Origin of the sequence: Streptomyces sp. NPDC051578, assembly GCF_044454045.1 — a bacterium.
GTDB lineage: Bacteria > Actinomycetota > Actinomycetes > Streptomycetales > Streptomycetaceae > Streptomyces.
In genome coordinates, this window is sequence record NZ_JBITDH010000002.1 from 203,776 (window position 1) to 225,506 (window position 21,731).

Consider the following 21,731-nt stretch of genomic DNA (forward strand, 5'->3'; position numbering starts at 1 on the left):
GATATCACGACCCGCGGGCCGGAGGCCCGCAGACCGGCCCGCCGGCGGCCCTCCGGCCGGCCCGCCGCGGTCCTACGGCCGGCGGCCCGCCCACGCCACGAGCCGGTCGATGGCGGGAGCGTCGTCGTCCACCGCGACGACCTCGCCGTAGGGCACCGGGCCACCGCGCCGGTCGGCCGGTAGGGACCGGCGCAGGACCTCCAGCACCCGCTCCACCAGAGCCGGGTCCCAGGCGGGGTGCTGTCCCGTCGCCCGCGCCAGGTCCCAGGTGTGCACGGTCAGTTCGTTCGTGTAGATCACCGCGCCGACCGCTCCCGGCTTCGGGCCGATCGGCAGCCGCAGCTCCCGGTCGAGGATCCCTTCGTCCGCCCACACGGACTCCGCCTCCAGCGTGGCCGGCGCCCAGGCCGCGGCCCACGCCCCGTCGGGGAGTTCGTCGGCGAAGGACGGCACGCTGAACGGGTCCTCGCCCCGCCCGATCACCGCGATCCGGCGCAGGACCGCGATGAGGTGGCTCGACAGCCGCCGGACGTCGAACTCGTCGCAGGGGGTGGGCAGGTCGTACTGGTCGGGGCGCACGGCGGCGAGGGTGCGTCCGGCGAGGGCGATGGCGGCCGAGAGGTCGGGGCGCGGGTCGAAGGCGCGGGCGGGCAGGGACTGCGGGGCCGCGAGCTGTGCGGTGTTCTCGTTCATGTGTTCATCGTTGCGGCTAAAGTGGCCACCTTCTGGCCAGTTTTACCGGAGTTTCTCCGGAGGAAGTGGGGCGCCGCGCATGAGGGCCGACCGGTTGGTGGCGACCTTGTTGTTCCTCCAGGAGCGCGGCCGCGTCACCGTTTGCGAGGTCGCCGCCGAACTGGAGGTGTCCGAGCGCACCGCCCGCCGTGACCTGGAGGCCCTGGCCGCGTCGGGGATCCCCGTCTACTCACAACGCGGCCGGGGCGGCGGATGGTCGCTGGTCGGCGGCGCGCGCACCAACCTGACGGGCCTGACCGCCGTCGAGATCCGGGCGCTCTTCCTGCTCACCGGGCCGCTCGCGGCGACGCCCGAACTCCGTACCGCCCTGCGCAAGTTGGTCCGTGCTCTGCCGCCGGCGCTGCGCTCCGGAGCCGAGGCGGCAGCCCGCGCGGGGATCACCGATGCCACGGACTGGTCCCGCAACGCCGCTACGGTCGAGGCGGGCCACCTCTCGCTGCTCCAGAGCGCGGTGGTGGAGGGGGAGCGGGTCCTGCTGGGGTACGCCGGGGTCGGAAAGCCCGCGGGGGTGCGGAGGGTGGATCCCCTCGGGCTCGTCGCCAAGGCGGGGGCCGACTACCTCGTCGCCGGTACGGATTCGGGCCTGCGGACCTTCCGGCTCAGCCGTGTCACCTCGGTGGAGCCCACGGGGGAACCGGTGGTCCGGCCACCGGACTTCGACCTCGCCTCGGTGTGGCGGGAGCGGGCCGAGGTGATCGAGGGCAGCATGTTCGCGGTGACGGCCCGCGCCCGCGTCGCCCCCGAGGCGCTGGGCCGCCTCGAACGGCTGCTCCGCGGCCGGGTCACGGTCGGCGAGCCATTCGGCGACGGGTGGACGGAGGTCCGCGTCGACGGCCCGGCCCACCGCGCCCTGGCCGCCCAGCTCGCGGGCTTCGGTGCCCTGGTCGAAGTCCTGGACCCCCCAGAGCTCCGCCGCACGCTGGCCCGCATCGGCGCCGAACTCACCACGCTCTACGACGACGCCTGACCCGCACCTCCCTCGGCGGGTGCTGCCTTCTTCGCCGGCCTCGCCTTGAACCGCCAGACAGCGTGCTCAAGGCCGCCGGGTGCGTGCCCGAGAAGAGCGGCGGCCTCCTCGTACACGGCTTGCAACTGCCGGTAGCCGAGGCGCGGGAGTCCGGCGTCCGCGGCGAAGGCCCGCAGGTGTACGTCCACCGCGACCTGGGACCGGCCGACGAGATTGCCGATGTAGTCCACCGTCTTCGGCCCTACGCCCTTCACCGTGCGCAGGGCCGTGCGGTTGGCCTGGTGGCCGAGCCAGGCATGGAGATCGTCGGGGGTGTCGACTCCCGCGGCGGCCAGCAGATCGGTGATGCCGTGGGCGACGGCGACCTTGCCGGGGCTGTTGAAGTCCATGGCGACCGCGAGGTCTTCCGTGGCGAGCCGGGCGCGGAAGCCGCGGACGGTGGCGGCGTCGGGCCATTGCGCCTCCAGCCGCCGAAGCCGCGGCAAAACGGTGGACCGGTACGTGCGGCGGGCATCGAAGCCGGCGTCACAGATGACGGCGCCCATGTGGGTCCACCCGCGGGCCGGGTGGAACGGCCCGTCGCCGAGGGTGGTTCGTATGTGGTGGGCGAGCCGCTGCGCCGGGCCGGGTGTGGTCATGGCCCCATCATGGCGCCCCGCCCTCACGACCGGGGGCGTTTCGCCCCTGGACCGGGCGTGGTGTGCGAGGCGATCCCGAGCGGCGCCGTGGCCGCCGTCACGGTCGCGGTCGGCGGTGGCCGTCGTGCGGCGCCGCGGCGCGTGAACGACGTCAACGGGCATGGGCAACTGCGGTATCGGGCCGGGCGGGAACCTCTGGGGCTGCCCACGCGTCGCAGCGCCATGACGCGACCCCGCCGCACGGCAGCCCTCGTCGTCTGCGGGCTCCTCCTGGCCGCCTGCGGGACGGCGCCTCGGGCGCAAACCCAGCCCCTCATCCGCGCCGTGCGCCTCGGGCTGGACGGACGGGCCGTCATCACCACCGTCGTGGTGGGCGGTTGTCGGACGGGTCGGCTCACGGGCAGGGAATCGGACACCGCGATCACCCTGAACCGTCGATCCGCACACGGGAGAAAGCCGGTCAGGTCTGCTCGGCCGGCATCAGGCTGGAGCCGGTGGGCCTCACGCTCCGCTCACCCCTGGGCAACCGGAAGGTGGTCGACGCGGCAACCGGCCGGACGCTCGGGATCGGGTCCGAGCCCGGATCGCCGTTCCGCTCGCCGTCCCCACCGCCGACGGCCGTCGCACCGTCGGCGTTCCTCACACCGGCGTCGCCCCCCACGGCCGGTCACGTGGTCGGACGGGCGGTTTTCAGGCCGCCTGTCCGCATCACGGAAGCTAGCAAGATCGACATAATCAGGCAATAAGGAGGTATCGGCGAGGCAAAACGGCGCAGTGGGTTCCGCATCCGGGTGTGCGCCGTAACCGCAGGGTCGTCGGCGCTGTTGCACAGCCGGCGGGCCACCCCCACGGCGAAACGGAGTCCCCCCATGCCCCAGCTGACCGACGACGCCGGCCAGGCCACCGGGCAGGCCGCCGCGCAGACCGGTACCTGGATGACGCCCGCCGAGTACGGCGCCTCGCGCGCCGCGCTCTGGACCGGGGCGGTCGTCCTCGTCACGGACACCGACGGCCGGGTGCTCGTCCAGACGGTCGACTACCGGCCCGACCGGCTGCTGCCCGGCGGCGCCGTCGACGCGGGCGAGTCGCCGGCCGCCGCGGCCGCCCGCGAGATGCGCGAAGAGCTCGGGATCGACGGCCACTACCCGCACGGGCTCGCCGTCGACTGGATCCCCGCCGGCACCCCCGGGTTTCCACCCGAGATGCGCTTCCCCGGCGAGATCCTCTACGTCTTCGACGGCGGCACCTGGACCCCCGACCGGATCGGGGCCGTCCGCCTCCCGGCCCAGGAGATCACGGGCATCGACTTCGCCGAGCCCGCCGACCTGGCGGGCCTGATGGACGCCGGCGACGCCGGCCGGGCCCTGTCCGCGCTGCGCGCCCGGATCGCCGGCGCCGGTCCGGCGCTGCTGGAGGACGGCCGGCCGGTCACACCGACCGCCCTCGACCGGCTCGGAGTGCTGCGGACCCGCCGGACGCCCGGGCGCGGCGCCTGGCACCCCGGCCCGGTGCCCGCCGGGCTGCCGGTGCGGGACCGGTCCGGATGGCTGTTCGCCCCCGACGGGCGGGTCCTGCTGCTGATCGCCCGCGCGACGGGCGCCGCGCACCTGCCGCCCCCGAACGCCGAACCCACCGCCGGGGCCGCCCCGCTCGGCTACCGGTACGCCGACCAGGGCGCCCACGCCCGCACCGTGGCCCGTCTGACGGCGGTGTCCGCGCACCGCGACCCCGCGTACGCGCGGCTGCTGGCCACCCCGGAACAGGTCCGCGAACTCAGCGACTGGGGGCCGGCCGGCCGTCAGGAGCTGGCGGCCGTCCACGCGGCCCGCCAGCAGCTCTCGCTCCCCGCCCCGCCCCGGACCCCGCCCACCGAACTGCCCCGCGAGGGCGCCCGTTGGTGACGGGCCCGGCGTCGTCCCGTCCGCAATCCCGGCCCCGCGGACCGCGGTCCCGCAGCATGGACGCCATGAGCGACAGCGCGATCACGTACACCCTCTACATCCAGGCCGATCCCGACCGCGTCTGGCAGGCGCTGACCGAGCCGGCCCTCACGCGCAGGTACTGGGGGCTGAGCTTCGAGACCGACTGGGCGGTCGGCTCGCGGATGGACTGGGTCGAACGAGGAGCCCGCACCAGCGACCCGGCCCAGGTGGTGCTCGACTGCGTCCCGAACCGCAGGCTCTCCTACACCTGGCACACCTTCACGCCGCAATGGGCCGCCTCGGTGGGCATCGGCGAGGAGCTGCGGGCCGAGCTGGCCCGCGAACGGCGCACGAAGGTCACGTACGAGATCGAACCGGTCGGTGACACGCTCACCCGGCTGACCGTCATCCACGAGGGGTTCGATCCGGGAGGCACCCTCATCGGCATGTGCTCGCGCACCTGGCCGTTCCTCGCCTCCAGTCTCAAGACCCTGCTGGAGACCGGTGCCCCGCTTCCCGGGCCGGGTCACGACGATGAACAGGGCTACGGCGGCCACGAAGACTTCGAACGCTGACCCGCGTACGGCACCCTGCCGGAGCCCCCGCACCCCCTCGCGCCCTCACGCACCCCTGGGCGCCGGGCGGCCGAGGGGGTCGTGTGGAATAAGGACATGGGGAGCAGCGAACACGAGATACGCCGGGTGCAGGGGAGCGGGCCGGGGCAGCCGCCCGAGCGGTGGCGCTACGCCCGCCACCTCGCGGCGCTCGCGGCGGCCTCCGCAGAAGTGCCGGCCTCCGCCGAAGTAGTGGCCTCCGGCCACGTGTCGGCGACCGGCGAAGCGGCCCGCCCCGCCGAAGCGTGTGCCTCCGCCGAAGCGGCCCGCCCCGCCGAAGCGGCAGTCCCCGCCGAAGCCGCCGCCTTCGCCGACCAGCGGGAGGCCGAGGCGGTCGCCGTCGTCCTGCGCGACCCGGACCCGGTGATGGCCGAGAGCGCCGTCGTCACGCACCTGGACCGGCGCGCGGTCCGACTGCTGGCCGACGGGCGCTTCCCCGGGTGGGCCCGGGCCATGGAGACGGCGCTCCACGGGCGGCTCTTCCCGTCCGGGCGGCTGCGCGAGTGGACCCTGCTGAAGGCTATCGCCGCGGGCGAGCCCTGGTCCGCGGCGGAGCTCACGGCCGCCTCCGACTGGTGCCAGCGCACCGCCGCCCAGACGGTGACCTCGTACGAGGCGCTCGGCGTGCTCGCCGCGGCCGCCCGCAGCCACCGGGTCCGCGACGCCGCCGCCCGGCGGCTGCGCAAACGTGCCTCCGCCTGAGCGCGGACCGTCCGGGAAGCGGTGGAGCGAGCCCCTTATAGCGTGACGAAAGGGACGGATGGCGGCTCCTGTGGCACGGATTGCGGACGCTCTCCCACCGAAGCCTCGTCACACGTGCGTTCGGGGGCTTAAGGTCGGCTCACCTGGCCGGGTATCAGCGTTGGACCATGCCATTCCGCTGGAGGATGACTCTCCGTGTCGCACCTTTCACAGGCTCCCGTCACCACCCCGGAAGCCGAGCCCGCTCCCCCCACCCCGCGCGCCTTCAGCGAGGTCAAGGGATGGTTCTCGGCGTACGACCAGGTGCTCTTCGACTGGTTCCTGACCCGGCAGAACAGTGACGCCGCCTCCTCGGGCGACCTTCTGGAGCTCGGCGCGTTCATGGGGAAGAGCGCGATCTTCCTGGCGGGATACCTGCGGGACGGCGAGGAGTTCACCGTCTGCGACCTCTTCGACTCGCCCCCGCCGGACGACGAGAACCTCAGCGAGGTCCGGGACTCGTACCCCACCCTGACCCGGCGCGGCTTCGAGACGAACTACCTCGCCTTCCACGAGGCGCTGCCCACCCTCATCCAGGCGCCCACCTCCGTGGTGGCCGACCGGGTGCGCGCCAAGAGCTGCCGCTTCATCCACATCGACGCCTCGCACCTCTACGAGCACGTCGTCCAGGACATCGAGTCCTCCCGGCTGGTCGCCGCCCCGGACGCCGTCGTCGTCTTCGACGACTACCGCTCGGCCCACTGCCCCGGCGTCGCTGCGGCGGTGTGGGCCGCCGTCGTCCACGACGGGCTGCGGGTGATCGCCGTCTCCGCCTCGAAGCTCTACGCCACCTGGGGAGACCCGGCCCCCCACCAGAAGGCGCTGCTGAGCTGGCTGGAGGGCCGCTCCGACCTGTGGCACGGCGTCGATGTCGTGGCCGGCCTGCCGCTCGTGCGGATCGGCGACGAGGGCGTGGTCCCGATCGCGCCCCCGAAGCCGCTGCACGCTGCCGAGGAGGCGGAACCCGTCGCCCCGCAGGCCCCCGCCGCCGTCCGCAGGCCCCCGGCCGCCTGGCGCAAGCTGGCCAAGGACCTGCTCCCGCCGCTGGTCACCCGCAAGATCGTGGCCGCGCGGCGCCGCCGCCGCTGAGCCCGGCCGCGCCGCGCGGGTGTCAGTTGGCCTTGCGCACCCGCGCCGCGCGCCGGGCTTCGGCCGCCTGACGGGCCTCGATGGTCTTACGGGACTCCTTGCCCTTTCCGGGCCGGCCCGGGCGGGTTCCGATGCCCCGGAAGCCGAGGTCGGAGCCGCTCGGCCTGCCCTTGGCGTCCGTCGGCGCCGACCCGGACAGGGGGACGCCCGACGGGGCCTTGGCACCGGTGATCCGGCTGAGCGCCGCTTCGCCGGAGCGGACCTGGGTGATGGTGGGCCGGATCTTGGCGTCGGCCATCAGCCGGACGATGTCGCGCCGCTGGTTCGGGGTGATGAGGGTGACGACCTTGCCGGACTCGCCGGCCCGGGCCGTGCGCCCGCCGCGGTGCAGGTAGTCCTTGCTGTCGGCCGGCGGGTCCACGTTGACGACGAGGTCGAGGTCGTCGATGTGGATGCCGCGGGCCGCGACGTTCGTCGCGACCAGTACGTTGACCAGCCCGTCCTTGAACTGCCCCAGGGTCCGGGTGCGCTGGGGCTGCGACTTCCCGCTGTGCAGGCCCTCCGCGCGCACGCCCATCGCCCGCAGGTGCTTCACGAACTGGTCGACGCCGTGCTTGGTGTCCAGGAACATCAGCACCCGGCCCTCGCGCGCGGCGATCTCCGTCGCGGCCGAGATCTTGTCCGCCGCGTGGATGTGCAGCACGTGGTGGTCCATGGTCCCCACCGAGGCGGACTGCGGGTCCACCGAGTGCGAGACCGGGTCCTTGAGGTAGCGGCGCACCAGCTGGTCCACGTTGCGGTCCAACGTGGCGGAGAACAGCATCCGCTGACCGGCGTGGTGCACCTGGTCCAGGATCTCCGTGACCTGCGGCATGAACCCCATGTCGCACATCTGGTCCGCCTCGTCGAGGACCGTGATCCGTACCCGCTCCAGGTGGACGTCGCGCCGTCCGACGAGGTCGCTGAGGCGCCCCGGGGTGGCCACCACGACCTCTGCGCCGGTGCGCAGCGCACCGGACTGCCGGCCGATCGACAGACCGCCGACGACCGTTGCCATCCGCAGGCCCAGCGCCTTGGCGTACGGGTCCAGCGCCTCGGTCACCTGCTGCGCCAGCTCGCGGGTCGGTACGAGGACCAGGGCGAGCGGCCGCTTCGGATCCGCCTGCTGCCCCGCCGTACGGGCCAGCAGGGCCAGACCGAAGGCGAGGGTCTTGCCGGAGCCGGTCCGGCCGCGGCCGAGGATGTCCCGGCCGGCGAGCGAGTTCGGCAGCGTGGCGGCCTGGATCGGGAACGGCTCGCGCACCCCCTGCTCGGTCATCGTCTCCATCAGCTCGACGGGCAGAGCGAGCTCCGCGAACGACGCCACCGGCGCCAGCGCGGGCGTTTCCGTCTTGGGCATGGCGAACTCCCCCTGCGGCCCGAGGGTCCGAGGGGCCTTGCCGGGGCCCTTGGCCCCCGGCTTGCCGCCTGCCTTGGCTCCGGCCTTGACGCCGAAACGCCCGTGAGCTGACGGGTTCTTCATGCAGAACCTTCCGTGAGGAGAGCGTGCGCGGCGCGGCGACGACCTCGGACGGCAACGAGCCGGGGCCCGTACCCCTCGGTACGGGCCCCGGCTCGTCGTACACGTCCGCACCGGGCGAGAACGGCCCGCGCATCAAGTTTCCCGCCCATTTTACCAGCCGCGGCCCTCGCCGCCGGGCGCGAGCGGAGCCCCACGCCACCGGCGGTGCTCACTCCTTTCACCGACAAGTCGGGCACAAGTTCGAACGAACCCGGTTGGCCGCGCCTGGGGTGTGGCGGGCGGGGCGGGTGGGCACTATCGAGACGGCCGCGTGTGTGGCCCGAGAGGCACGTCGAGAAGGATCAGTACCCATGGCAACTGGCATCGTGAAGTGGTTCAACTCGGAGAAGGGGTTCGGGTTCATCCAGCAGGACGACGGCGGTCCCGACGTGTTCGTGCACTTCTCCGCGATCCAGACCACCGGTTTCAAGGAGCTGGCGGAGGGCGCGAAGGTCGAGTACGACGTGACCCAGGGCCCCAAGGGCCCGCAGGCGGAGCAGGTGGTCCCCATCGGCTGACTCCGCTTCACGAGCCGAGCTGTGCGTGGGCCCCGCCGGAAGTCCTTCCGGGCGGGGCCCACGCCGCTCGGCCGAGGCGCGCCGCGTGCCGGGCCCCGGGCAGCCGCCGGAGCGGTCCGCCGGCTCGGAGCCGCCGGTCGGCGGTCGCCGCCCCGCACGCCCCCGCGAAGACCGCACGGGCGCGGACGGCCGGGGCCTTCGGCGCGACTACGCTGGCCGCATGACTGTGCTCTTGTACGAAGAATTCGGTACCGGACGCCACCGCGAGAGCTCCCTGATCCGCCACGCGCTGGGCAACGCCCACGACGAGGCGCTGGTCGCGGGGCTCGCGGGCGGTATCGGCTTCATGTACTTCGTCTTCGAGTACCCCGAGCGCCCGCCGCTGGCCACCATCGTCGCCCAGGCCCACCCCGAGCCGTGGGTGCAGGTCGCCCTCGGCCGACTGCACGTCCCCTACGACGCCACCCGCAGCACCAAACCCCGCTGGGGCCGGGTCCGCGCCGCGCTCGACGAGGGGCAGCCCGTGTTCTGCGTCGTCGACCGCTCCTCCCTCCCCTGGCACGAAGCGGCCGCCCCGATGCCGGGCGCCGACGCGTACACCGTGGTCATCGCCGGGTACGAGGGCGACGACCTCTTCATCGAGGACGGGGCCGCGGCGCCCTACCGGATCGACCGCGAGGAGTTCGGCGCGGCCTGGAGCGCCCACCCCACCGGCCGCCACCAACTGGTCGTACCCACCGGACCGGCCGAGGCCGACCCGGACGTCGACGGGGCCGTCGCCGCCACCGTCAAGCACCTGACCGGGCCGGTCCTCGGCAACCGGTTCGACGTCAACTTCGGCCTCTCCGGTATGGCCAGGCTCTCCGCGGACCTGCGCGACACCACCACCGCCGCAGGCTGGGAGCAGCGGTTCGGAGCCTCTCCCGAGGCGTTCCGCGGCGCCACCCGACGGCTGTACGCCTCCCTGGAGGAGGAGTGGACGGCGCCCGGTGCCACCCGGCCGCTGTACGCCGACTTCCTGGACCTGGTCGGCCGGTCCGAGGCGGCCGCGCTCATGCGCGCATCGGGCAGCCACTGGTCGGAACTCGCCACCCTCGCCCGCAAGGCCGCCCCGGAGGCCGACGCGGGAGAGCGCCGGGCACTGTTCGACGCGTGCGCGGGGCTCGTCGACCGCTGCGCCGAACTCGAACGCGAGGCCGCGGCGGTCCTGGCGGTGTAGGACCGCCCCTGCCGCGCGGGCCGCCTCCGGGAACCACCACCCGGCTGCGGCCCGCGCCCGTCCGTCAGACGTCCTCCACGGAAATCGCCGCGACCGGGCAGGCCCGGGCGGCCTCGCGCACCAGCGGGCTGCCGTTGCCGTCCTCGCGGCCCGGCAGCAGTTCGCTGAAGCCGTCGTCGTCCTGCGTGAACACGTCGGGCGCGGTCAACGCGCACTGGCCGGCGCCGATGCAGACGCCTCGGTCGATGGAGATCCGCATGCCGCTCACCATGCCACGGGAAGTTCGATCATGCCCTGAATGGTGTCGCCCGGCTTGAAGGGGATCCGGTCCGGTTCCTCCGCGAGGCGCAACCCGGGGAACCGCGCGAACAGGGAACCGAGGGCGATCTCCATCTCGGCGCGGGCCAGGTTCTGGCCCAGGCACTGGTGGATGCCGAAACCGAACGCCAGGTGGTGACGGGTCGGACGGTGCCAGTCCAGCGAGTCGGGATCGGCGAAGACCGACTCGTCGCGGTTGATGACGGAGGTGGAGAACACCACCCCGTCGTCGGCGCCGATCGTGACACCGCCGATCTCGATGTCCTCGGTCGCCACCCTCAGCATGCCGTCGGCGATCGACAGGAACCGCATCAGCTCCTCCACGGCCTCCGACATCAGCGAAGGGTCCGCGCGCAGCTCGGCCAGCTGCTCCGGATGGCGCAGCAGGGTGAAGGTGCCGAGCGAGATCATGTTCGCCGTGGTCTCATGGCCCGCGATGAGCAGGATCACGGCCAGGGCGACCAGCTCCTCGACATCGGTCTGGCCGGTTTCGAGGCGCTGCGCGACGAGTTCGTCCAGCAGACCGTCGCCCGGGTCGGTGCGCTTGCGCCCGATCAGGTCCCGCAGGTAGGCGTCGAGGCTGTGGCGGGCCTCCTCCACGTCGGACCGTCCGGGGCCGCGCAGCAGCTGCCGCGACTTCGCCTCGAAGAACTCGTGGTCCTCGTACGGAACTCCCAGCAGGGCGCAGATCACCATGGAGGGCACGGGCAGGGCGAAGGCGCCGACCAGTTCCGCCGGTGAGCCCTGGGCGGCCATGCCGTCGAGCAGCCGGTCCACGGTCTGCTGGATCTGCGGCCGCAGGGCGGCGATGCGTTTGACGGAGAAACTCGGGATCAGCATGCGGCGCTGCGTGTTGTGTTCGGGGTCGTCGACGCCGAGCAGGGCGGTCCTGCGTGCCGTCAGCCCCTTGAAGCGCTCGGTCGTGGCGGGGAAGGCGGCGTTCTGGCGGTCGGAGGAGAGCCGGCCGTCGGAGAGCAGGGCGCGCGCCTCGGCGTGCCCGGTGACCACCCATACCGAGCGGCCGTCGAAGAGGGTGACGCGGGAGAGCGGCCGGGTCTCCCGCAGGGGCGCGTAGGCCGCCGGGGGGTGGTAGGGACAGGTCCGGTCCTGGGGAAAGGCAACGGTTTCTGACATGCAGCACCTCGCGAGCGATGGTCCGTCTTGCCGGCTCCATTACATGCCCTAGGCACCTATCTCACCTATGCCACTTTCGGCCAGACCGGCCGCATGTCCCCCGAAGGGCCCATCGGGCGTCCGGGGGGGTCAGAGGTGGGCATCGAGGAAGGCCCGGAACTCCTGCGGGTCATCGGTCCGGCCTGGGACGCCACGGCCCCGCCGTCCTTGACGAGGACCACGGTGGGCGCGCCCGTCACGCCGAAGCGCCTGGTCGGGCCGGGGCAGCGGGTGATGTCGGTCCGTACGGCGGTCAACCGCGTCCCGTACTCCTGCGCCAGCTCCCCGACGAGGACGTCCATGGCGCGGCAGGCCTCGACGGCCTTGGGCCAGGTGCCCGTGAAATAGGCGAGAACCGGCCCCGGGGACATTCCAAGGATGAAATCGAACTCCTGGTCCTCCAGCGGCTGGTGTACCCGACGTGCCATGTGCGCTGCTCCTCGTGTGTTCCGGCGGGCCCGTCCGGTCCGGCGTGTGGTGGCCCGCGCACCCCATCATCCCCGGGCGGCGCGGCGCGTTGTCAGTGGTGGCTGGCAGCCTGGACGCATGGACGACAGGATGCTGCGGCGCCGGGTCTACGGCGCCGACCACGACGACCCCGACCCCGGCCCGCGCCCCGGCCATGTCTACGGCGAGCTCGTGGGCGGCCCGCTCGACGGCCTCCTGCTCGACGTCACCGGCTGGAGCGGGCCACAGCTGACCGAAGAGGCCCGCCTGCCCACGGAGATAGGCCGCTACGGGTCGGGCGGCCGGGCCCACTACCGCCGCCGCGCGGCGGACCCGCAGCGCTGGGACTGGTCGGGCGACAGCCCCTGACGTACGCCGGACGTCAGCCGGCCGTGGCGCTCCGGCCGACCTTGCGCGCCCACAGCACCAGCGGCACCTGGAGCGGCAGCCGGGCCAGGGTCACGGCCCGCACCGCGGGAGCGCCGCGGCGGGCGTCGACCGCCATCTTCACGTTGGCCGGGAAGACGCCGACGAAGAACGCCGCCGTGGCCAGAGCGGCCACCCGACGGGTCCGTGGATGCGCGACCCCTGCTGCGAGGGCGAGCTCCGCCACGCCGCTCGCGTACGTCCACTGCCGCGGGGTGCCGGGCAGGGAACGCGGGACGATCTTGTCGAACTGCTCGGGCCTGACGGCGTGCGCCACCCCCGCCGTCGCCAGCAGTCCGGCGAGCAGCAGAGGTGAGGAGGGTGTGCGCGGCATGGGGGACTGGCCTCTCGGAGGGGGGAACGGGGTGACGGCCCCGCGATCCTACTCGCGGGTAGGTCACGGGTGGTCCGGCGAGCCCCCGGGCGTCCTTGAAAAAAATCCCGAGAAGTTCTCCGGGAGCTGTCGATCCGGGCGCCTCCCGTTCGACACAGGAGTGAAAGGCGGGGAAAGGCCCCGCCCACCGACCGAGGAGTCACCATGCCGCGCTTCCTTTCCATGGTCCGCATCGACGAGCAGAGCCTGCCCGAGGACACCCCCTTCCCGGAGGGCTTCCTGGAGCGGATGGGCGGACTGATGGAGGAGATGACCAAGGCCGGGGTGCTGCTGGACACCGCCGGACTGCTCCGCACCGCCGAAGGCACCCGCGTGACCTGGTCCGGGGGCAAGCTGAGCTACACCGACGGCCCCTTCACCGAGACCAAGGAGGTCGTCGGCGGCTACGCGCTCCTCCAGGCCAAGGACAAGGCCGAGGCACTGGAGTGGACCAAGCGGTTCCTGGAGATCCACCCCGAGGAGTGGACGGTGGGCATCGAACTCCGGCAGATCGCGGAGGGCTGAGCCCCGCGGCCGGGCCGGCGCCCGACCGGCCGCCGGCGCGACCCGGTCGCCTCCCGCGGGCGAGCCCCGTTTGCCCTGCCTCGTCACGGCTGCTCTGATGGGTGGCCGTGACGGCAGTGACCCCGGCCCAGACGGTCGAAACGGTGTTCAGGATCGAGTCCGCGCGGATCATCGCCGGCGTCGCCCGGATCGTGCGGGACGTGGGCATCGCCGAGGAACTCGCCCAGGACGCCCTGGTCGCCGCGCTCGAACAGTGGCCGCGGGCCGGGATCCCCGACAACCCGGCCGCCTGGCTCATGGCCACCGCCCGCAACCGCGCGGTCGACCTCGTCCGGCGCAAGGAGACCTACGCGCGCAAGCTCGCGGAGGTCGGCCGCACTTTGGAGGACGTACCGCCCCCGCCCGAACCGGCGGCCCCCGACGACATCGACGACGACGTACTGCGCCTGGTCTTCACGGCCTGCCACCCCGTGCTCGGCGCGGAAGCCCGCATCGCGCTCACCCTGCGCCTGGTCGGCGGCCTGACCACGCAGGAGATCGCCCGGGCCTTCCTCACCTCCGAGTCCACCGTCGCCCAGCGCATCGTCCGCGCCAAACGGGCACTGGCCAAGGCCGGGGTGCCGTTCGAAGTGCCCTACGGAGCCGATCGCGAAGCCCGGCTCGCCTCCGTCCTGGAAGTGATCTACCTCGTCTTCAACGAGGGCTACTCGGCCACCGCCGGAGACGACCTCGTGCGCCCGGCCCTGTGCGAGGACGCCCTGCGGCTCGCCCGGGTGCTGGCCGCGCTGATGCCGGAGGAAGGCGAAGTCCACGGCCTGGCGGCGCTGCTGGAGTTCCAGGCCTCCCGGATCGCGGCCCGCACCGGCCCCGACGGGGAGCCGGTCCTGCTCGCCGACCAGAACCGGGCCAAATGGAACCGCATGCTCATCCGGCGCGGCTTCGAGGCCGTCGGCCGCGCCGGCACCGGCCCCTACTCCCTCCAGGCGGCCATCGCGGGCTGCCACGCCAGGGCCCTCCGGTACGAGGACACCGACTGGAAGACCATCGCCGCGCTCTACGCACGCCTGGTCCGGCTGGTCCCCTCACCGGTGGTCGAGCTGAACCGGGCGGTCGCCGTCTCCATGGCCGAAGGCCCCGAAGCGGCCCTGCCGCTGGTCGACTCCCTCGCGGCGGAACCCGCGCTGCGCGCCTACCACCTGCTGCCGAGCGTACGGGGGGACCTGCTGGAGCGGCTCGGCCGCCGGGCGGAAGCCCGCACCGAGTTCGAACGGGCCGCCTCCCTCACCCGCAACGCGCGCGAACGGGAACTGCTGCTGGGCCGGGCGCGCTCCCTGGGCACGCCGTGATCAGACCCGGACGGGCGTGTCCAGCGGGCGACGGGGCGCGGTCAGCGCGATCGGCCGCCGGAATCCGCCCGAGCGGGCGATGTCCCGTACCGTCTCGCGGAGCGCCTCCTGGAAGTCGCCCATGGTGCGGCGGGCGGCGGGGGTATCGACGTAGATCGAGTTCATGTGCAGCCCGTCCGCGTCGCGCTGGTACCAGGAGCAGGCCCCGTTCGCCCGCGCCGACCACACGTGCGAGGCGGGCCGCCAGTCCTCGTGCCGCTCGGCGCCCCGGCACTTGCGCATGTCGATGTACGAGAAGAAGTTCACCGGGTAGGGCCAGGAGCGGGCCGCGAACTCCTGCGGCGCCAACAGCTCCCACGCCCGCACGAACGGCACGTCGATATGGCGGAGCAGCTCCCCGAACCCCGTCCTGATCCCGGCCATGACCTGGGCGAAATCCCGCCCGGGCGACGCGTCGAACTCGATCGGCATCGTGTTCACGAACCAGCCGACCGAATCGGACCATCCGTCGCGGCCCCGCTCGCTCACCGGCATGAACCCCCGGTAGACGCCCGGCCCGCCGGCCTCGCGCAGCGACAGCGCGACGGCCGCGAGCACCCCCATGAAGGGCTTGCCGTCGACCGCCAGACAGGACTTGTCGAAGACCTCCGCCTCACCGGCGTCCAGCAGCGGCGAGGCCTCGTTGACGATGGGGTACATCCGGTCCGGTTCCACGCCGAGGTCCAGCGGGAACCTCGGGAAGAACTCGCCGTTGCGTGCGATGAACGACTTCCAGTAGCCGAGCCGTTCGTCGTCCGCGTCGATGGAGAGGTAGCGGCGGCGCTGCTCCTCGGCGAAGTCGAGGTAGCTGGGAGCGGTGGCCGGCAGGACGGAGCGCTCGCCCCGGCACAGGGCCTCGTAGGCGGTCAGTACCTCGTTCACCACGATGGGCATCGACATGCCGTCGCAGACGATGTGGTCGAAGGCGAGGTAGACGGTGGCGGAGTCCTCGCGCAGTACCGCGCCCATCGTGAACAGGGGCCAGGACAGCGTGTCGATGCTCCGCCGGAAGCGTTCCACGAGGAAGGCGCGCAGCAGCTCGGTGGTCTCGAACTCGCCCACCGGTACGGCGTCCAGCGCGAGTTCGTCCGCGGCGAGCGGCTCGCACGCCACCTCCCCGGCCAGGCGACGGAACTCGCACCGCAGCACCTCGTGCCGCCGCACGAACGCCAGCAGGGCCTCGGCGAGGGCCTGTTCGTCGAGCGGTCCGCGCACCTCGAACGTCACCGCGAGCCAGGACGCCACCGGGTCGTCGGCCCCCCGGCTCTCCTCGGCCACCGTGAAGTGCTTGTCCTGGTTGAAGGACGCCCTCCTGCCCGCCGCGTCGCCGGGGCCGGTGGCCCGGGCGGCCGTGGACCGCACCAGCCACTCGACCACCCGTCCGGGCGCCAAGGTGTGCATCTCCAGAGGAAACTGCCGCATTCCGTCATCCCTTCGCCCCCCGAGTCAACCCCGTGCGCCTAACGACACCCGGCCCGTGGAAGTGACGCCCCCGCGCGGCGCGCGGGGGGCGGGGTCCGTCGTACCCGGGCGGTGATGACCGACAGTGGTCGGCGTGGAAGCTTCTGACGACGTCGAGCAGGTCATCGACGCCCTGTACGTGTCGCCGCCCGCGGGGTTCACGGCGGCCCGGGACGAGGCCGCGGCCGGATTGAAGGCGGCGGGTGACCAGGCCGCCGCGAAGCGGGTCGCGGGGCTGCGGCGCCCCACACTGGCCGCCTGGGCGTCGAACACGCTGGTGCGGGCCGATCCGGAGGAGGTGGGGCAGTTCCTCCAGCTCGGCCAGGCGTTGCGGGAGGCGCACCGGGCGCTGGACGGGGAGCAGCTACGCGACCTCTCGCACCAGCAGCACGTGGTGATCGGGGCGCTGGCCCGGGAGGCCGTACGGCTGGCCGAGCAGGCGGGGACGCCGGTTTCGGAGGCGGTGGAGCGGGAGGTGGAGCAGATCCTGCGCACCGTCCTCGCCGACCCGGCGGCGGCCGAGGAGTGGGCGTCGGGCCGGCTCTCGAAACCCCCGACGCCGGTGACGGAGTTCCCGACGCCGGCCGAGGACGCGGTGGCCCGCGCCGCCGGCCGGGCCGGTGCGGCTCGCGGGGATGCGGAGCGGGCCGGTGCGCGCCGCAGGGACTCGGGGTCGGCCCGCGAGGAGGCCGCGCTGCCCGAAGCGCGGGAGGACGGGCGGAAGGCAGAACGGGACGCAGACAGGAAGGCAGAACGGGACGCCGAACGGAAGGCCGAGGCGCGGCGGGATGCCGAACGGGCGGCGGCCGCCGCCGAGGAGGAGCTGCGGGCCGCGGACGAGGCCCGGCAGCGGGCGCTCGGGCGGGTCGCCTCGGCGGACGCGGACGCGGAGCGGCTGGAGCGGGACGCGGCCAGGGCCCGGGCGGCCCGGGAACAGGCCCACGCGGAGCTCGCCGCGGCCGAGAAGCACCGCCGGACCGCCGACCGGGCCGCGCGCCGAGCCCGCGACCGGCTCCCGCCCGCCGAGGAGGACGGCCCCGCCCCCACCCGCCGCCGCAGCCGCGCCCGCCGCCCGGACCCGCGGTGAGCGGCCCGGCCGAGGGCGCGGGAGGAGCGCGGCGGGCGGGAGCCCCGGCGTCCTCGGGGAGGCCGTGCGCCGGCGGGGCCAGGGTGCCGTCGGGATACCGGCCGCCCTGGGCCGCGGCAGCGCGCTGACGAGCGGTCAGCCGTCGCCCGCTCGGCGGGCACCCGAAGCGGCCCCGGCACCCCGGGCCGCCGCGCCCCGCGCCGTCCGCCGTCCCCGCCCCCGCATCTGGCGCGGAGCCGTACTCGCGCTCGCGGGCGCGTACTTCCTCACCCCGCTGGTCGCCTCCTTCGTCTTCACCGTGCACGCGCCCGGCCGGGGCGTCAGTTTCGAGGCGTACACCGAGCTGCTCGGCGCCGACGGCTTCACCGAGAGCCTGCTGCTGTCCCTGAGCCTGGCCGCCGCCACCATCGCGCTGTCGCTGCTCCTCGCGATGCCCGCGCTGGTGGCCGTACGGATCGGCTCGCCGAGGCTGCGCCCCGTCGTGGAGGTGGCGTGCATGCTGCCGCTGGTGGTGCCGCCCATCGCCCTGGTCACCGGCATCACCACCGTGCTGCGCTGGGGACCCGAGCACCTCTCGCGGACCCCGCTCTACCAGACCTTCATCGCCGTCCAGGACGAGCGGTTCCCCGTCGTCCTCGTCCTCGCGTACACGGTGCTGGCGCTGCCCTTCGTCTACCGCTCCCTCGACGCGGGTCTGCGCGCCATCGACGTGCCCACCCTCGTGGAGGCCGCCCACAGCTGCGGCGCGAGCTGGCCGTACGTGGTCCTGCGCGTCCTGCTCCCGAACCTGCGGGGCTCGCTCGCCGGAGCCGCCTTCCTCACCCTGGCGCTGGTGCTCGGCGAGTTCACCATCGCCTCCCTCCTGGGCTTCCGTCCCTTCGCGGTGTGGATCGTCTCCATCTCCGGCGCCCAGGCCCGGATGTCGGTGGCCGTCTCCATCCTCAGCCTGCTGATCACCTGGCTGCTGCTGCTCGTCCTCTCACGTGCCGGAACCAGCCCCTCCGCGGCGGCCTCCGCACCCGTCACCACCTCCCGCAAGGAGTCCTGACCCGCATGTCCACCACCCTTCCCGCCCGGAAGCCGGCGGGCACGCCGGCTGCGGGCGCCCCCGCGGGCGTGCGCCTCCAATTCCGCGGCCTGCGCCGCACGTTCGGCTCCACCGTCGCCCTCGACGGACTGGGCCTGACGATCGCACCCGGTGAACTCATCGCCCTGCTCGGCCCCTCCGGCTGCGGCAAGACCACCGCGCTGCGCGTCGTCGCCGGCTTCGAGCAGCCCGACGCGGGCGAGGTCCTGGTGGACGGCCAGGACATCACCGCGGTGCCGGCCAACCGCCGTGACGCCGGAATGGTCTTCCAGTCGTACAGCCTCTTCCCCAACCTCAGCGCCCGCGACAACGTCGCCTTCGGCCTGCGCGTGCGCAAGGTCGGCGCGGCGCAGCGCCACGAACGGGCCGCCGAACTCCTGGACCTCGTCGGCCTGCCCGACCACGGCGACCGCTACCCGCACCAGATGTCGGGGGGCCAGCAGCAGCGCGTCGCGCTGGCCCGCGCCCTGGCGCTGCGCCCGCGCGTGCTGCTGCTCGACGAGCCGCTGTCGGCCCTGGACGCCAAGGTACGGGCGAACCTGCGCGAGGAGATCCGCCGCCTCCAGTCCTCGCTCGGCATCACCACCGTGTTCGTCACGCACGACCAGGAGGAGGCCCTGTCGATGGCCGACCGGGTCGCCGTGCTGAACGCCGGGAAGCTGGAGCAGTGCGCCGCTCCCGCCGAGCTGTACGAGCGGCCCGCGACCGCCTTCGTCGCCGAGTTCGTCGGCACCATGAACCGGCTGCCGGGCCGGCTCACCGACTCCGGGACCGTGGAAGTCCTGGGCGCCCGCCTGCCCGTGGACGGCCCCGTGCCCGCGGGACCGGACGTCTGGGTGCTGGTGCGGCCCGAGAACGTCACCGCGACCGCCGACCCGGACGGCACGGCCACCGTCGTCTCCGCCTCCTTCTTCGGCGCCGTCACCCGCCTCCACCTCGACCTGCCGGGCGGCGAGCCGGTCAAGGCCGACCTGCCCTCGCGCGCGGCCGGCGACCTGGTTCCCGGGGCGCGGGCGGCCGTCGGCCTGGCCGAGCGGCCCGTCCTCGTCGTGGCGAGCACCGCGTGAGCGCCCTCGCCGCGGTCCTGTTCGACATGGACGGCACCCTCGTCGACACGGAGGGCCTGTGGTGGGAGACCACCGAGGAGACCGCCGCCGGACTCGGTCACCGGCTGGGTGACGCCGACGCGCCGGAGGTCGTCGGCCGGGCGGTGGAGGACACCGCCGCGCATCTCGTACGGGTCTGCGGCGCGGGCGACGCCGAAGAGGTGGGCGCCGCGCTCACCGAGGGGTTCTTGCGCCGGGTGCGGGCCGGAGCGCTGCCGCGCCCGGGGGCACGGCGGCTGCTGAGCGCCCTCGAGGCCGGGGGAGTGCCCTTCGCGCTGGTCAGGGCCTCCCCCCGGCTGGTCATGGACGCGGTGCTCGAAGGCCCGCTGGCCGGCGTCCCGTTCGCCCTCACCGTCTCGGCCGACGACACCACGCTGACCAAGCCGCACCCGGACCCCTACCGGGCGGCCGCCGAGCGGCTCGGCGTCGCCCCGGGCGGCTGCGTCGCCGTCGAGGCCTCCCCGGACGGCGTGGCCTCCGGGGAGGCCGCCGGCTGCGCGGTACTGGTGGTGCCGTCCCTGCTGCCGGTACCGCGCTCCCCGGCGCGTATCTTCGCCCGGACCCTGGAGGACGTCACCGTGGACGTCCTGCGGGAGTGCCTGACCCGGCATCCGCCCGCCTGACGGGGCCGGACCGGGCCGCGGCCGCAGGGGCGGGCGTCACGCGCAGAGGTCGAGGATGTCGACCACGCCCTTCGCGTAGGCGCCCGTCACCGAGCCGGGTGCGGCCGCGGCCTCGCGGCGCAGCTCCGGCAGGGCCGTGCGGATGAAGGCCGCGCACTGCCCGTACAGGCCGGCCTCGTGGGAGCCGCCGTCGTCCTCCGTGCCGAGCAGGGCGAGCAGCGTCCACAGCAGCGCTTCGCGGGTGGTCTCCCGGGGCGGGCCCGCCGCCCACACGGCCATCAGCACACCGCAGGCCGCCGGCGCGGGCGGCTGGAGCCTGGCCGGCGTGAAGACGTGCCCCGCCAGGGCGTGGAAGGCGGCCGGATGACCTTCGGCCGCGTCCCACAGCACGTCCTGCAGATGACCGGCGGAGCGGCCGCAGCCACAGGGGATGGACTCCCAGGCGTGCCGCGCGATCTCGGCCTCCACCGCCTCCGGTACCAGCGGGCTGCGCAGCGGCTTGTCCGTCCGTCTCATGGCGCAATTATGAGATCCCGCCGCGCGGCCGTACCAGGGGGCGGGGAACCGGATCCGCCGGCCGGCCGTCCCTGTCGCCGTGTGGAAAGCCAAGATGAGACCAAGAGTCCTGACCTTGCTGTTCGCGCTGCTCGCGACCCAGCTGGGGTCCCTGGTCGCCCCGGCGTACGCGTGCGGCTGCGGAGCGATGATCCCCGACGGTTTCTCCCGGATCGGCGTTCAGCGGGAGACCTCCGTCGTGCGCTGGGATGGCCGGACCGAACAGATCGTGATGCGGTTCAGGGTCGACGGCGACGCGAGGAAAGCCGCCTGGATCATGCCGGTGCCCGGGCGCGCCTCGGTCGGACTCGGCAAGGCGGAACTCTTCACCGACCTCGGCCGGCTCACCGTGCCCGAACGCAGGACCCGCGGCTACTTCTGGCCGCGTGAGGCGGACTGGCCCTTCTCCTCCGGTTCCCGTGACGGGCTCGGCGCCGCGATGCCGGGCGCGGGCGACCCGACCGTGGGTGTGGTCGGCCGCGAACAGCTCGGCGACTTCGACGTCGCCCGGCTGACGGCCACGGACCCCGACGCCCTCAGGCGCTGGCTGGGTACCAACGGCTTCCAGCTGCCGGACCGGCTCGCCACGGAGCTGCGGCCGTACGTGGACCAGAAGTGGGAGTACGTAGCCGTCCGCCTCGCCCCCCGCGACCCGGCGAAGGCGCTGCGCGGAGACTTGGACCCGTTGAGGATCAGCTTCGACAGCGACCGCCTCGTCTACCCGATGCGGCTCTCCCGGACGGCCAAGTCCGCCCAGTCGCTCGGGCTGTACGTCCTCGCCGCACACCGGATGGAGCCGCTCTCCCCGATCGGCGGGTCCGCGCCGGAGGTGGCCTTCGCCGGGACCATCACCCCGCGGGGCTCCGTGGCGGAACTCACCGGCTCCGACCGGCCGGTGTTCCTGACCGCGATCGAGCAGGAGTTCCCCGAGCCGGCCCGCATCGACGGCGACCACGAGCTGCGCGCCACGGCCGAGGACACCCCGTACCGGCGGGCCGTCTACCACGACGAACTCCTCACCGTCGGCGGTGCCCCGGCCTGGGTCCTGACGGTGGCGGGCGCCCTCGCAGCAGCCGGGGTCCTCGGTCTGGTCCTCATCCGTCGCGGGGCCGGGCGGCGCGGCGCCGGAGGCGCTTAGGGAGT

23 protein-coding genes and 1 pseudogene are annotated in these 21,731 nt (G+C 73.9%); 15 read left to right on the forward strand and 9 right to left on the reverse strand.

The features are described 5' to 3' along the window. Window positions 1–72: 72 nt before the first annotated feature. Entirely contained in the window at window positions 73–693 is a 621-nt protein-coding gene (locus ACIA6C_RS11865) for a TIGR03086 family metal-binding protein (protein ID WP_399274840.1), read from the reverse strand. A 79-nt stretch (window positions 694–772) separates the two neighbouring features. Between ACIA6C_RS11865 and ACIA6C_RS11870 the strand changes: the two genes are divergently transcribed. Then, window positions 773–1,720, forward strand: a complete 948-nt coding sequence (locus tag ACIA6C_RS11870) for a helix-turn-helix transcriptional regulator (protein ID WP_399274842.1) — start codon at window positions 773–775, stop codon at window positions 1,718–1,720. Here ACIA6C_RS11870 and ACIA6C_RS11875 read toward each other — a convergent pair. Further along, window positions 1,705–2,358: a hypothetical protein gene (locus ACIA6C_RS11875; RefSeq protein WP_399274844.1), complete on the reverse strand. Its 654-nt coding sequence runs from the start codon at window positions 2,356–2,358 to the stop codon at window positions 1,705–1,707. The two genes, ACIA6C_RS11870 and ACIA6C_RS11875, sit on opposite strands and share 16 nt — an antisense overlap. 869 nt (window positions 2,359–3,227) lie before the next feature. Between ACIA6C_RS11875 and ACIA6C_RS11880 the strand changes: the two genes are divergently transcribed. The 4 genes from ACIA6C_RS11880 (at window position 3,228) to ACIA6C_RS11895 (ending at window position 6,724) form a co-directional block, all read left to right on the forward strand. After that, complete coding sequence (locus tag ACIA6C_RS11880) at window positions 3,228–4,259, forward strand: NUDIX domain-containing protein (RefSeq protein WP_399274846.1); 1,032 nt, start codon at window positions 3,228–3,230, stop codon at window positions 4,257–4,259. A gap of 65 nt (window positions 4,260–4,324) precedes the next feature. Further along, window positions 4,325–4,855, forward strand: a complete 531-nt coding sequence (locus tag ACIA6C_RS11885) for an SRPBCC family protein (RefSeq protein ID WP_361137298.1) — start codon at window positions 4,325–4,327, stop codon at window positions 4,853–4,855. A 96-nt stretch (window positions 4,856–4,951) separates the two neighbouring features. After that, window positions 4,952–5,596 (forward strand): hypothetical protein, encoded by a 645-nt coding sequence (locus ACIA6C_RS11890; RefSeq protein ID WP_399274848.1) that lies wholly within the window; start codon window positions 4,952–4,954, stop codon window positions 5,594–5,596. A 195-nt stretch (window positions 5,597–5,791) separates the two neighbouring features. Next, entirely contained in the window at window positions 5,792–6,724 is a 933-nt protein-coding gene (locus ACIA6C_RS11895; RefSeq protein WP_399274850.1) for a class I SAM-dependent methyltransferase, read from the forward strand. Between the two features lie 22 nt (window positions 6,725–6,746). On the opposite strand, the gene ACIA6C_RS11900 is transcribed toward ACIA6C_RS11895, so the two are convergent. Further along, entirely contained in the window at window positions 6,747–8,246 is a 1,500-nt protein-coding gene (locus ACIA6C_RS11900) for a DEAD/DEAH box helicase (protein WP_399274852.1), read from the reverse strand. 350 nt (window positions 8,247–8,596) lie between these two features. Here ACIA6C_RS11900 and ACIA6C_RS11905 point away from each other — a divergent pair, with 350 nt between their 5' ends. Beyond that, window positions 8,597–8,803 (forward strand): cold-shock protein, encoded by a 207-nt coding sequence (locus tag ACIA6C_RS11905; RefSeq protein ID WP_081524690.1) that lies wholly within the window; start codon window positions 8,597–8,599, stop codon window positions 8,801–8,803. Window positions 8,804–9,023: 220 nt separating this feature from the next. Beyond that, the gene (locus tag ACIA6C_RS11910) at window positions 9,024–10,022 is read left to right on the forward strand and encodes a BtrH N-terminal domain-containing protein (protein WP_366082691.1); all 999 of its coding nucleotides are present in this window, start codon (window positions 9,024–9,026) and stop codon (window positions 10,020–10,022) included. Window positions 10,023–10,086: 64 nt separating this feature from the next. On the opposite strand, the gene ACIA6C_RS11915 is transcribed toward ACIA6C_RS11910, so the two are convergent. The 3 genes and pseudogenes from ACIA6C_RS11915 to ACIA6C_RS11925 form a co-directional block, all read right to left on the reverse strand. Beyond that, a complete protein-coding gene (locus tag ACIA6C_RS11915; protein ID WP_399274855.1) occupies window positions 10,087–10,281 on the reverse strand; it encodes a ferredoxin in 195 nt (64 codons plus the stop codon). A 5-nt stretch (window positions 10,282–10,286) separates the two neighbouring features. Then, window positions 10,287–11,474 (reverse strand): cytochrome P450, encoded by a 1,188-nt coding sequence (locus tag ACIA6C_RS11920; RefSeq protein WP_399274857.1) that lies wholly within the window; start codon window positions 11,472–11,474, stop codon window positions 10,287–10,289. Between the two features lie 129 nt (window positions 11,475–11,603). Further along, a pseudogene (locus ACIA6C_RS11925) lies at window positions 11,604–11,941 on the reverse strand (thioredoxin family protein). 118 nt (window positions 11,942–12,059) lie between these two features. Between ACIA6C_RS11925 and ACIA6C_RS11930 the strand changes: the two are divergent. After that, the gene (locus ACIA6C_RS11930) at window positions 12,060–12,329 is read left to right on the forward strand and encodes a hypothetical protein (RefSeq protein WP_399274859.1); all 270 of its coding nucleotides are present in this window, start codon (window positions 12,060–12,062) and stop codon (window positions 12,327–12,329) included. 13 nt (window positions 12,330–12,342) lie between these two features. On the opposite strand, the gene ACIA6C_RS11935 is transcribed toward ACIA6C_RS11930, so the two are convergent. Beyond that, window positions 12,343–12,720, reverse strand: a complete 378-nt coding sequence (locus ACIA6C_RS11935; protein ID WP_361137290.1) for a hypothetical protein — start codon at window positions 12,718–12,720, stop codon at window positions 12,343–12,345. Window positions 12,721–12,924: 204 nt separating this feature from the next. On the opposite strand from ACIA6C_RS11935, the gene ACIA6C_RS11940 reads away from it, so the two are divergent. Next, on the forward strand, window positions 12,925–13,284 hold the full coding sequence (locus ACIA6C_RS11940) for a YciI family protein (protein ID WP_366082688.1): 360 nt from the start codon (window positions 12,925–12,927) through the stop codon (window positions 13,282–13,284). 116 nt (window positions 13,285–13,400) lie between these two features. Continuing rightward, window positions 13,401–14,630: an RNA polymerase sigma factor gene (locus ACIA6C_RS11945; RefSeq protein WP_399276197.1), complete on the forward strand. Its 1,230-nt coding sequence runs from the start codon at window positions 13,401–13,403 to the stop codon at window positions 14,628–14,630. Here ACIA6C_RS11945 and ACIA6C_RS11950 read toward each other — a convergent pair whose 3' ends face one another. Beyond that, window positions 14,631–16,091: a condensation domain-containing protein gene (locus tag ACIA6C_RS11950; protein ID WP_366082687.1), complete on the reverse strand. Its 1,461-nt coding sequence runs from the start codon at window positions 16,089–16,091 to the stop codon at window positions 14,631–14,633. 133 nt (window positions 16,092–16,224) lie between these two features. On the opposite strand from ACIA6C_RS11950, the gene ACIA6C_RS11955 reads away from it, so the two are divergent. From ACIA6C_RS11955 to ACIA6C_RS11970, 4 genes are all read left to right on the forward strand, one after another. Then, entirely contained in the window at window positions 16,225–17,217 is a 993-nt protein-coding gene (locus tag ACIA6C_RS11955) for a hypothetical protein (RefSeq protein ID WP_399274861.1), read from the forward strand. Between the two features lie 223 nt (window positions 17,218–17,440). Continuing rightward, the gene (locus ACIA6C_RS11960) at window positions 17,441–18,265 is read left to right on the forward strand and encodes an ABC transporter permease (RefSeq protein WP_399276199.1); all 825 of its coding nucleotides are present in this window, start codon (window positions 17,441–17,443) and stop codon (window positions 18,263–18,265) included. 5 nt (window positions 18,266–18,270) lie between these two features. After that, entirely contained in the window at window positions 18,271–19,371 is a 1,101-nt protein-coding gene (locus tag ACIA6C_RS11965; RefSeq protein WP_399274863.1) for an ABC transporter ATP-binding protein, read from the forward strand. Next, complete coding sequence (locus tag ACIA6C_RS11970; RefSeq protein ID WP_399274865.1) at window positions 19,368–20,033, forward strand: HAD family hydrolase; 666 nt, start codon at window positions 19,368–19,370, stop codon at window positions 20,031–20,033. Before ACIA6C_RS11965 ends, ACIA6C_RS11970 begins: the two co-directional genes overlap by 4 nt. Window positions 20,034–20,069: 36 nt before the next feature. On the opposite strand, the gene ACIA6C_RS11975 is transcribed toward ACIA6C_RS11970, so the two are convergent. After that, entirely contained in the window at window positions 20,070–20,549 is a 480-nt protein-coding gene (locus tag ACIA6C_RS11975) for a hypothetical protein (protein WP_399274867.1), read from the reverse strand. 94 nt (window positions 20,550–20,643) lie between these two features. On the opposite strand from ACIA6C_RS11975, the gene ACIA6C_RS11980 reads away from it, so the two are divergent. After that, window positions 20,644–21,726 carry a DUF2330 domain-containing protein gene (locus ACIA6C_RS11980; protein ID WP_399274869.1) on the forward strand — a complete coding sequence of 361 codons (1,083 nt, stop codon included), beginning with the start codon at window positions 20,644–20,646 and terminating at the stop codon, window positions 21,724–21,726. Window positions 21,727–21,731: the final 5 nt, after the last annotated feature.

What these genes read in the sequence shown, in the direction of transcription:
- ACIA6C_RS11880 (WP_399274846.1), top strand. Translation starts at nt 3,228, where the DNA reads ATGCCCCAGCTGACCGACGACGCCGGCCAGGCCACCGGGCAGGCCGCC.
- ACIA6C_RS11900 (WP_399274852.1), bottom strand. Translation starts at nt 8,246, where the DNA reads ATGAAGAACCCGTCAGCTCACGGGCGTTTCGGCGTCAAGGCCGGAGCC.
- ACIA6C_RS11910 (WP_366082691.1), top strand. Translation starts at nt 9,024, where the DNA reads ATGACTGTGCTCTTGTACGAAGAATTCGGTACCGGACGCCACCGCGAG.
- ACIA6C_RS11950 (WP_366082687.1), bottom strand. Translation starts at nt 16,091, where the DNA reads ATGCGGCAGTTTCCTCTGGAGATGCACACCTTGGCGCCCGGACGGGTG.
- ACIA6C_RS11935 (WP_361137290.1), bottom strand. Translation starts at nt 12,720, where the DNA reads ATGCCGCGCACACCCTCCTCACCTCTGCTGCTCGCCGGACTGCTGGCG.
- ACIA6C_RS11865 (WP_399274840.1), bottom strand. Translation starts at nt 693, where the DNA reads ATGAACGAGAACACCGCACAGCTCGCGGCCCCGCAGTCCCTGCCCGCC.
- ACIA6C_RS11980 (WP_399274869.1), top strand. Translation starts at nt 20,644, where the DNA reads ATGAGACCAAGAGTCCTGACCTTGCTGTTCGCGCTGCTCGCGACCCAG.
- ACIA6C_RS11940 (WP_366082688.1), top strand. Translation starts at nt 12,925, where the DNA reads ATGCCGCGCTTCCTTTCCATGGTCCGCATCGACGAGCAGAGCCTGCCC.
- ACIA6C_RS11875 (WP_399274844.1), bottom strand. Translation starts at nt 2,358, where the DNA reads ATGACCACACCCGGCCCGGCGCAGCGGCTCGCCCACCACATACGAACC.
- ACIA6C_RS11890 (WP_399274848.1), top strand. Translation starts at nt 4,952, where the DNA reads ATGGGGAGCAGCGAACACGAGATACGCCGGGTGCAGGGGAGCGGGCCG.
- ACIA6C_RS11905 (WP_081524690.1), top strand. Translation starts at nt 8,597, where the DNA reads ATGGCAACTGGCATCGTGAAGTGGTTCAACTCGGAGAAGGGGTTCGGG.
- ACIA6C_RS11975 (WP_399274867.1), bottom strand. Translation starts at nt 20,549, where the DNA reads ATGAGACGGACGGACAAGCCGCTGCGCAGCCCGCTGGTACCGGAGGCG.
- ACIA6C_RS11965 (WP_399274863.1), top strand. Translation starts at nt 18,271, where the DNA reads ATGTCCACCACCCTTCCCGCCCGGAAGCCGGCGGGCACGCCGGCTGCG.
- ACIA6C_RS11930 (WP_399274859.1), top strand. Translation starts at nt 12,060, where the DNA reads ATGGACGACAGGATGCTGCGGCGCCGGGTCTACGGCGCCGACCACGAC.
- ACIA6C_RS11885 (WP_361137298.1), top strand. Translation starts at nt 4,325, where the DNA reads ATGAGCGACAGCGCGATCACGTACACCCTCTACATCCAGGCCGATCCC.
- ACIA6C_RS11870 (WP_399274842.1), top strand. Translation starts at nt 773, where the DNA reads ATGAGGGCCGACCGGTTGGTGGCGACCTTGTTGTTCCTCCAGGAGCGC.
- ACIA6C_RS11915 (WP_399274855.1), bottom strand. Translation starts at nt 10,281, where the DNA reads ATGCGGATCTCCATCGACCGAGGCGTCTGCATCGGCGCCGGCCAGTGC.
- ACIA6C_RS11920 (WP_399274857.1), bottom strand. Translation starts at nt 11,474, where the DNA reads ATGTCAGAAACCGTTGCCTTTCCCCAGGACCGGACCTGTCCCTACCAC.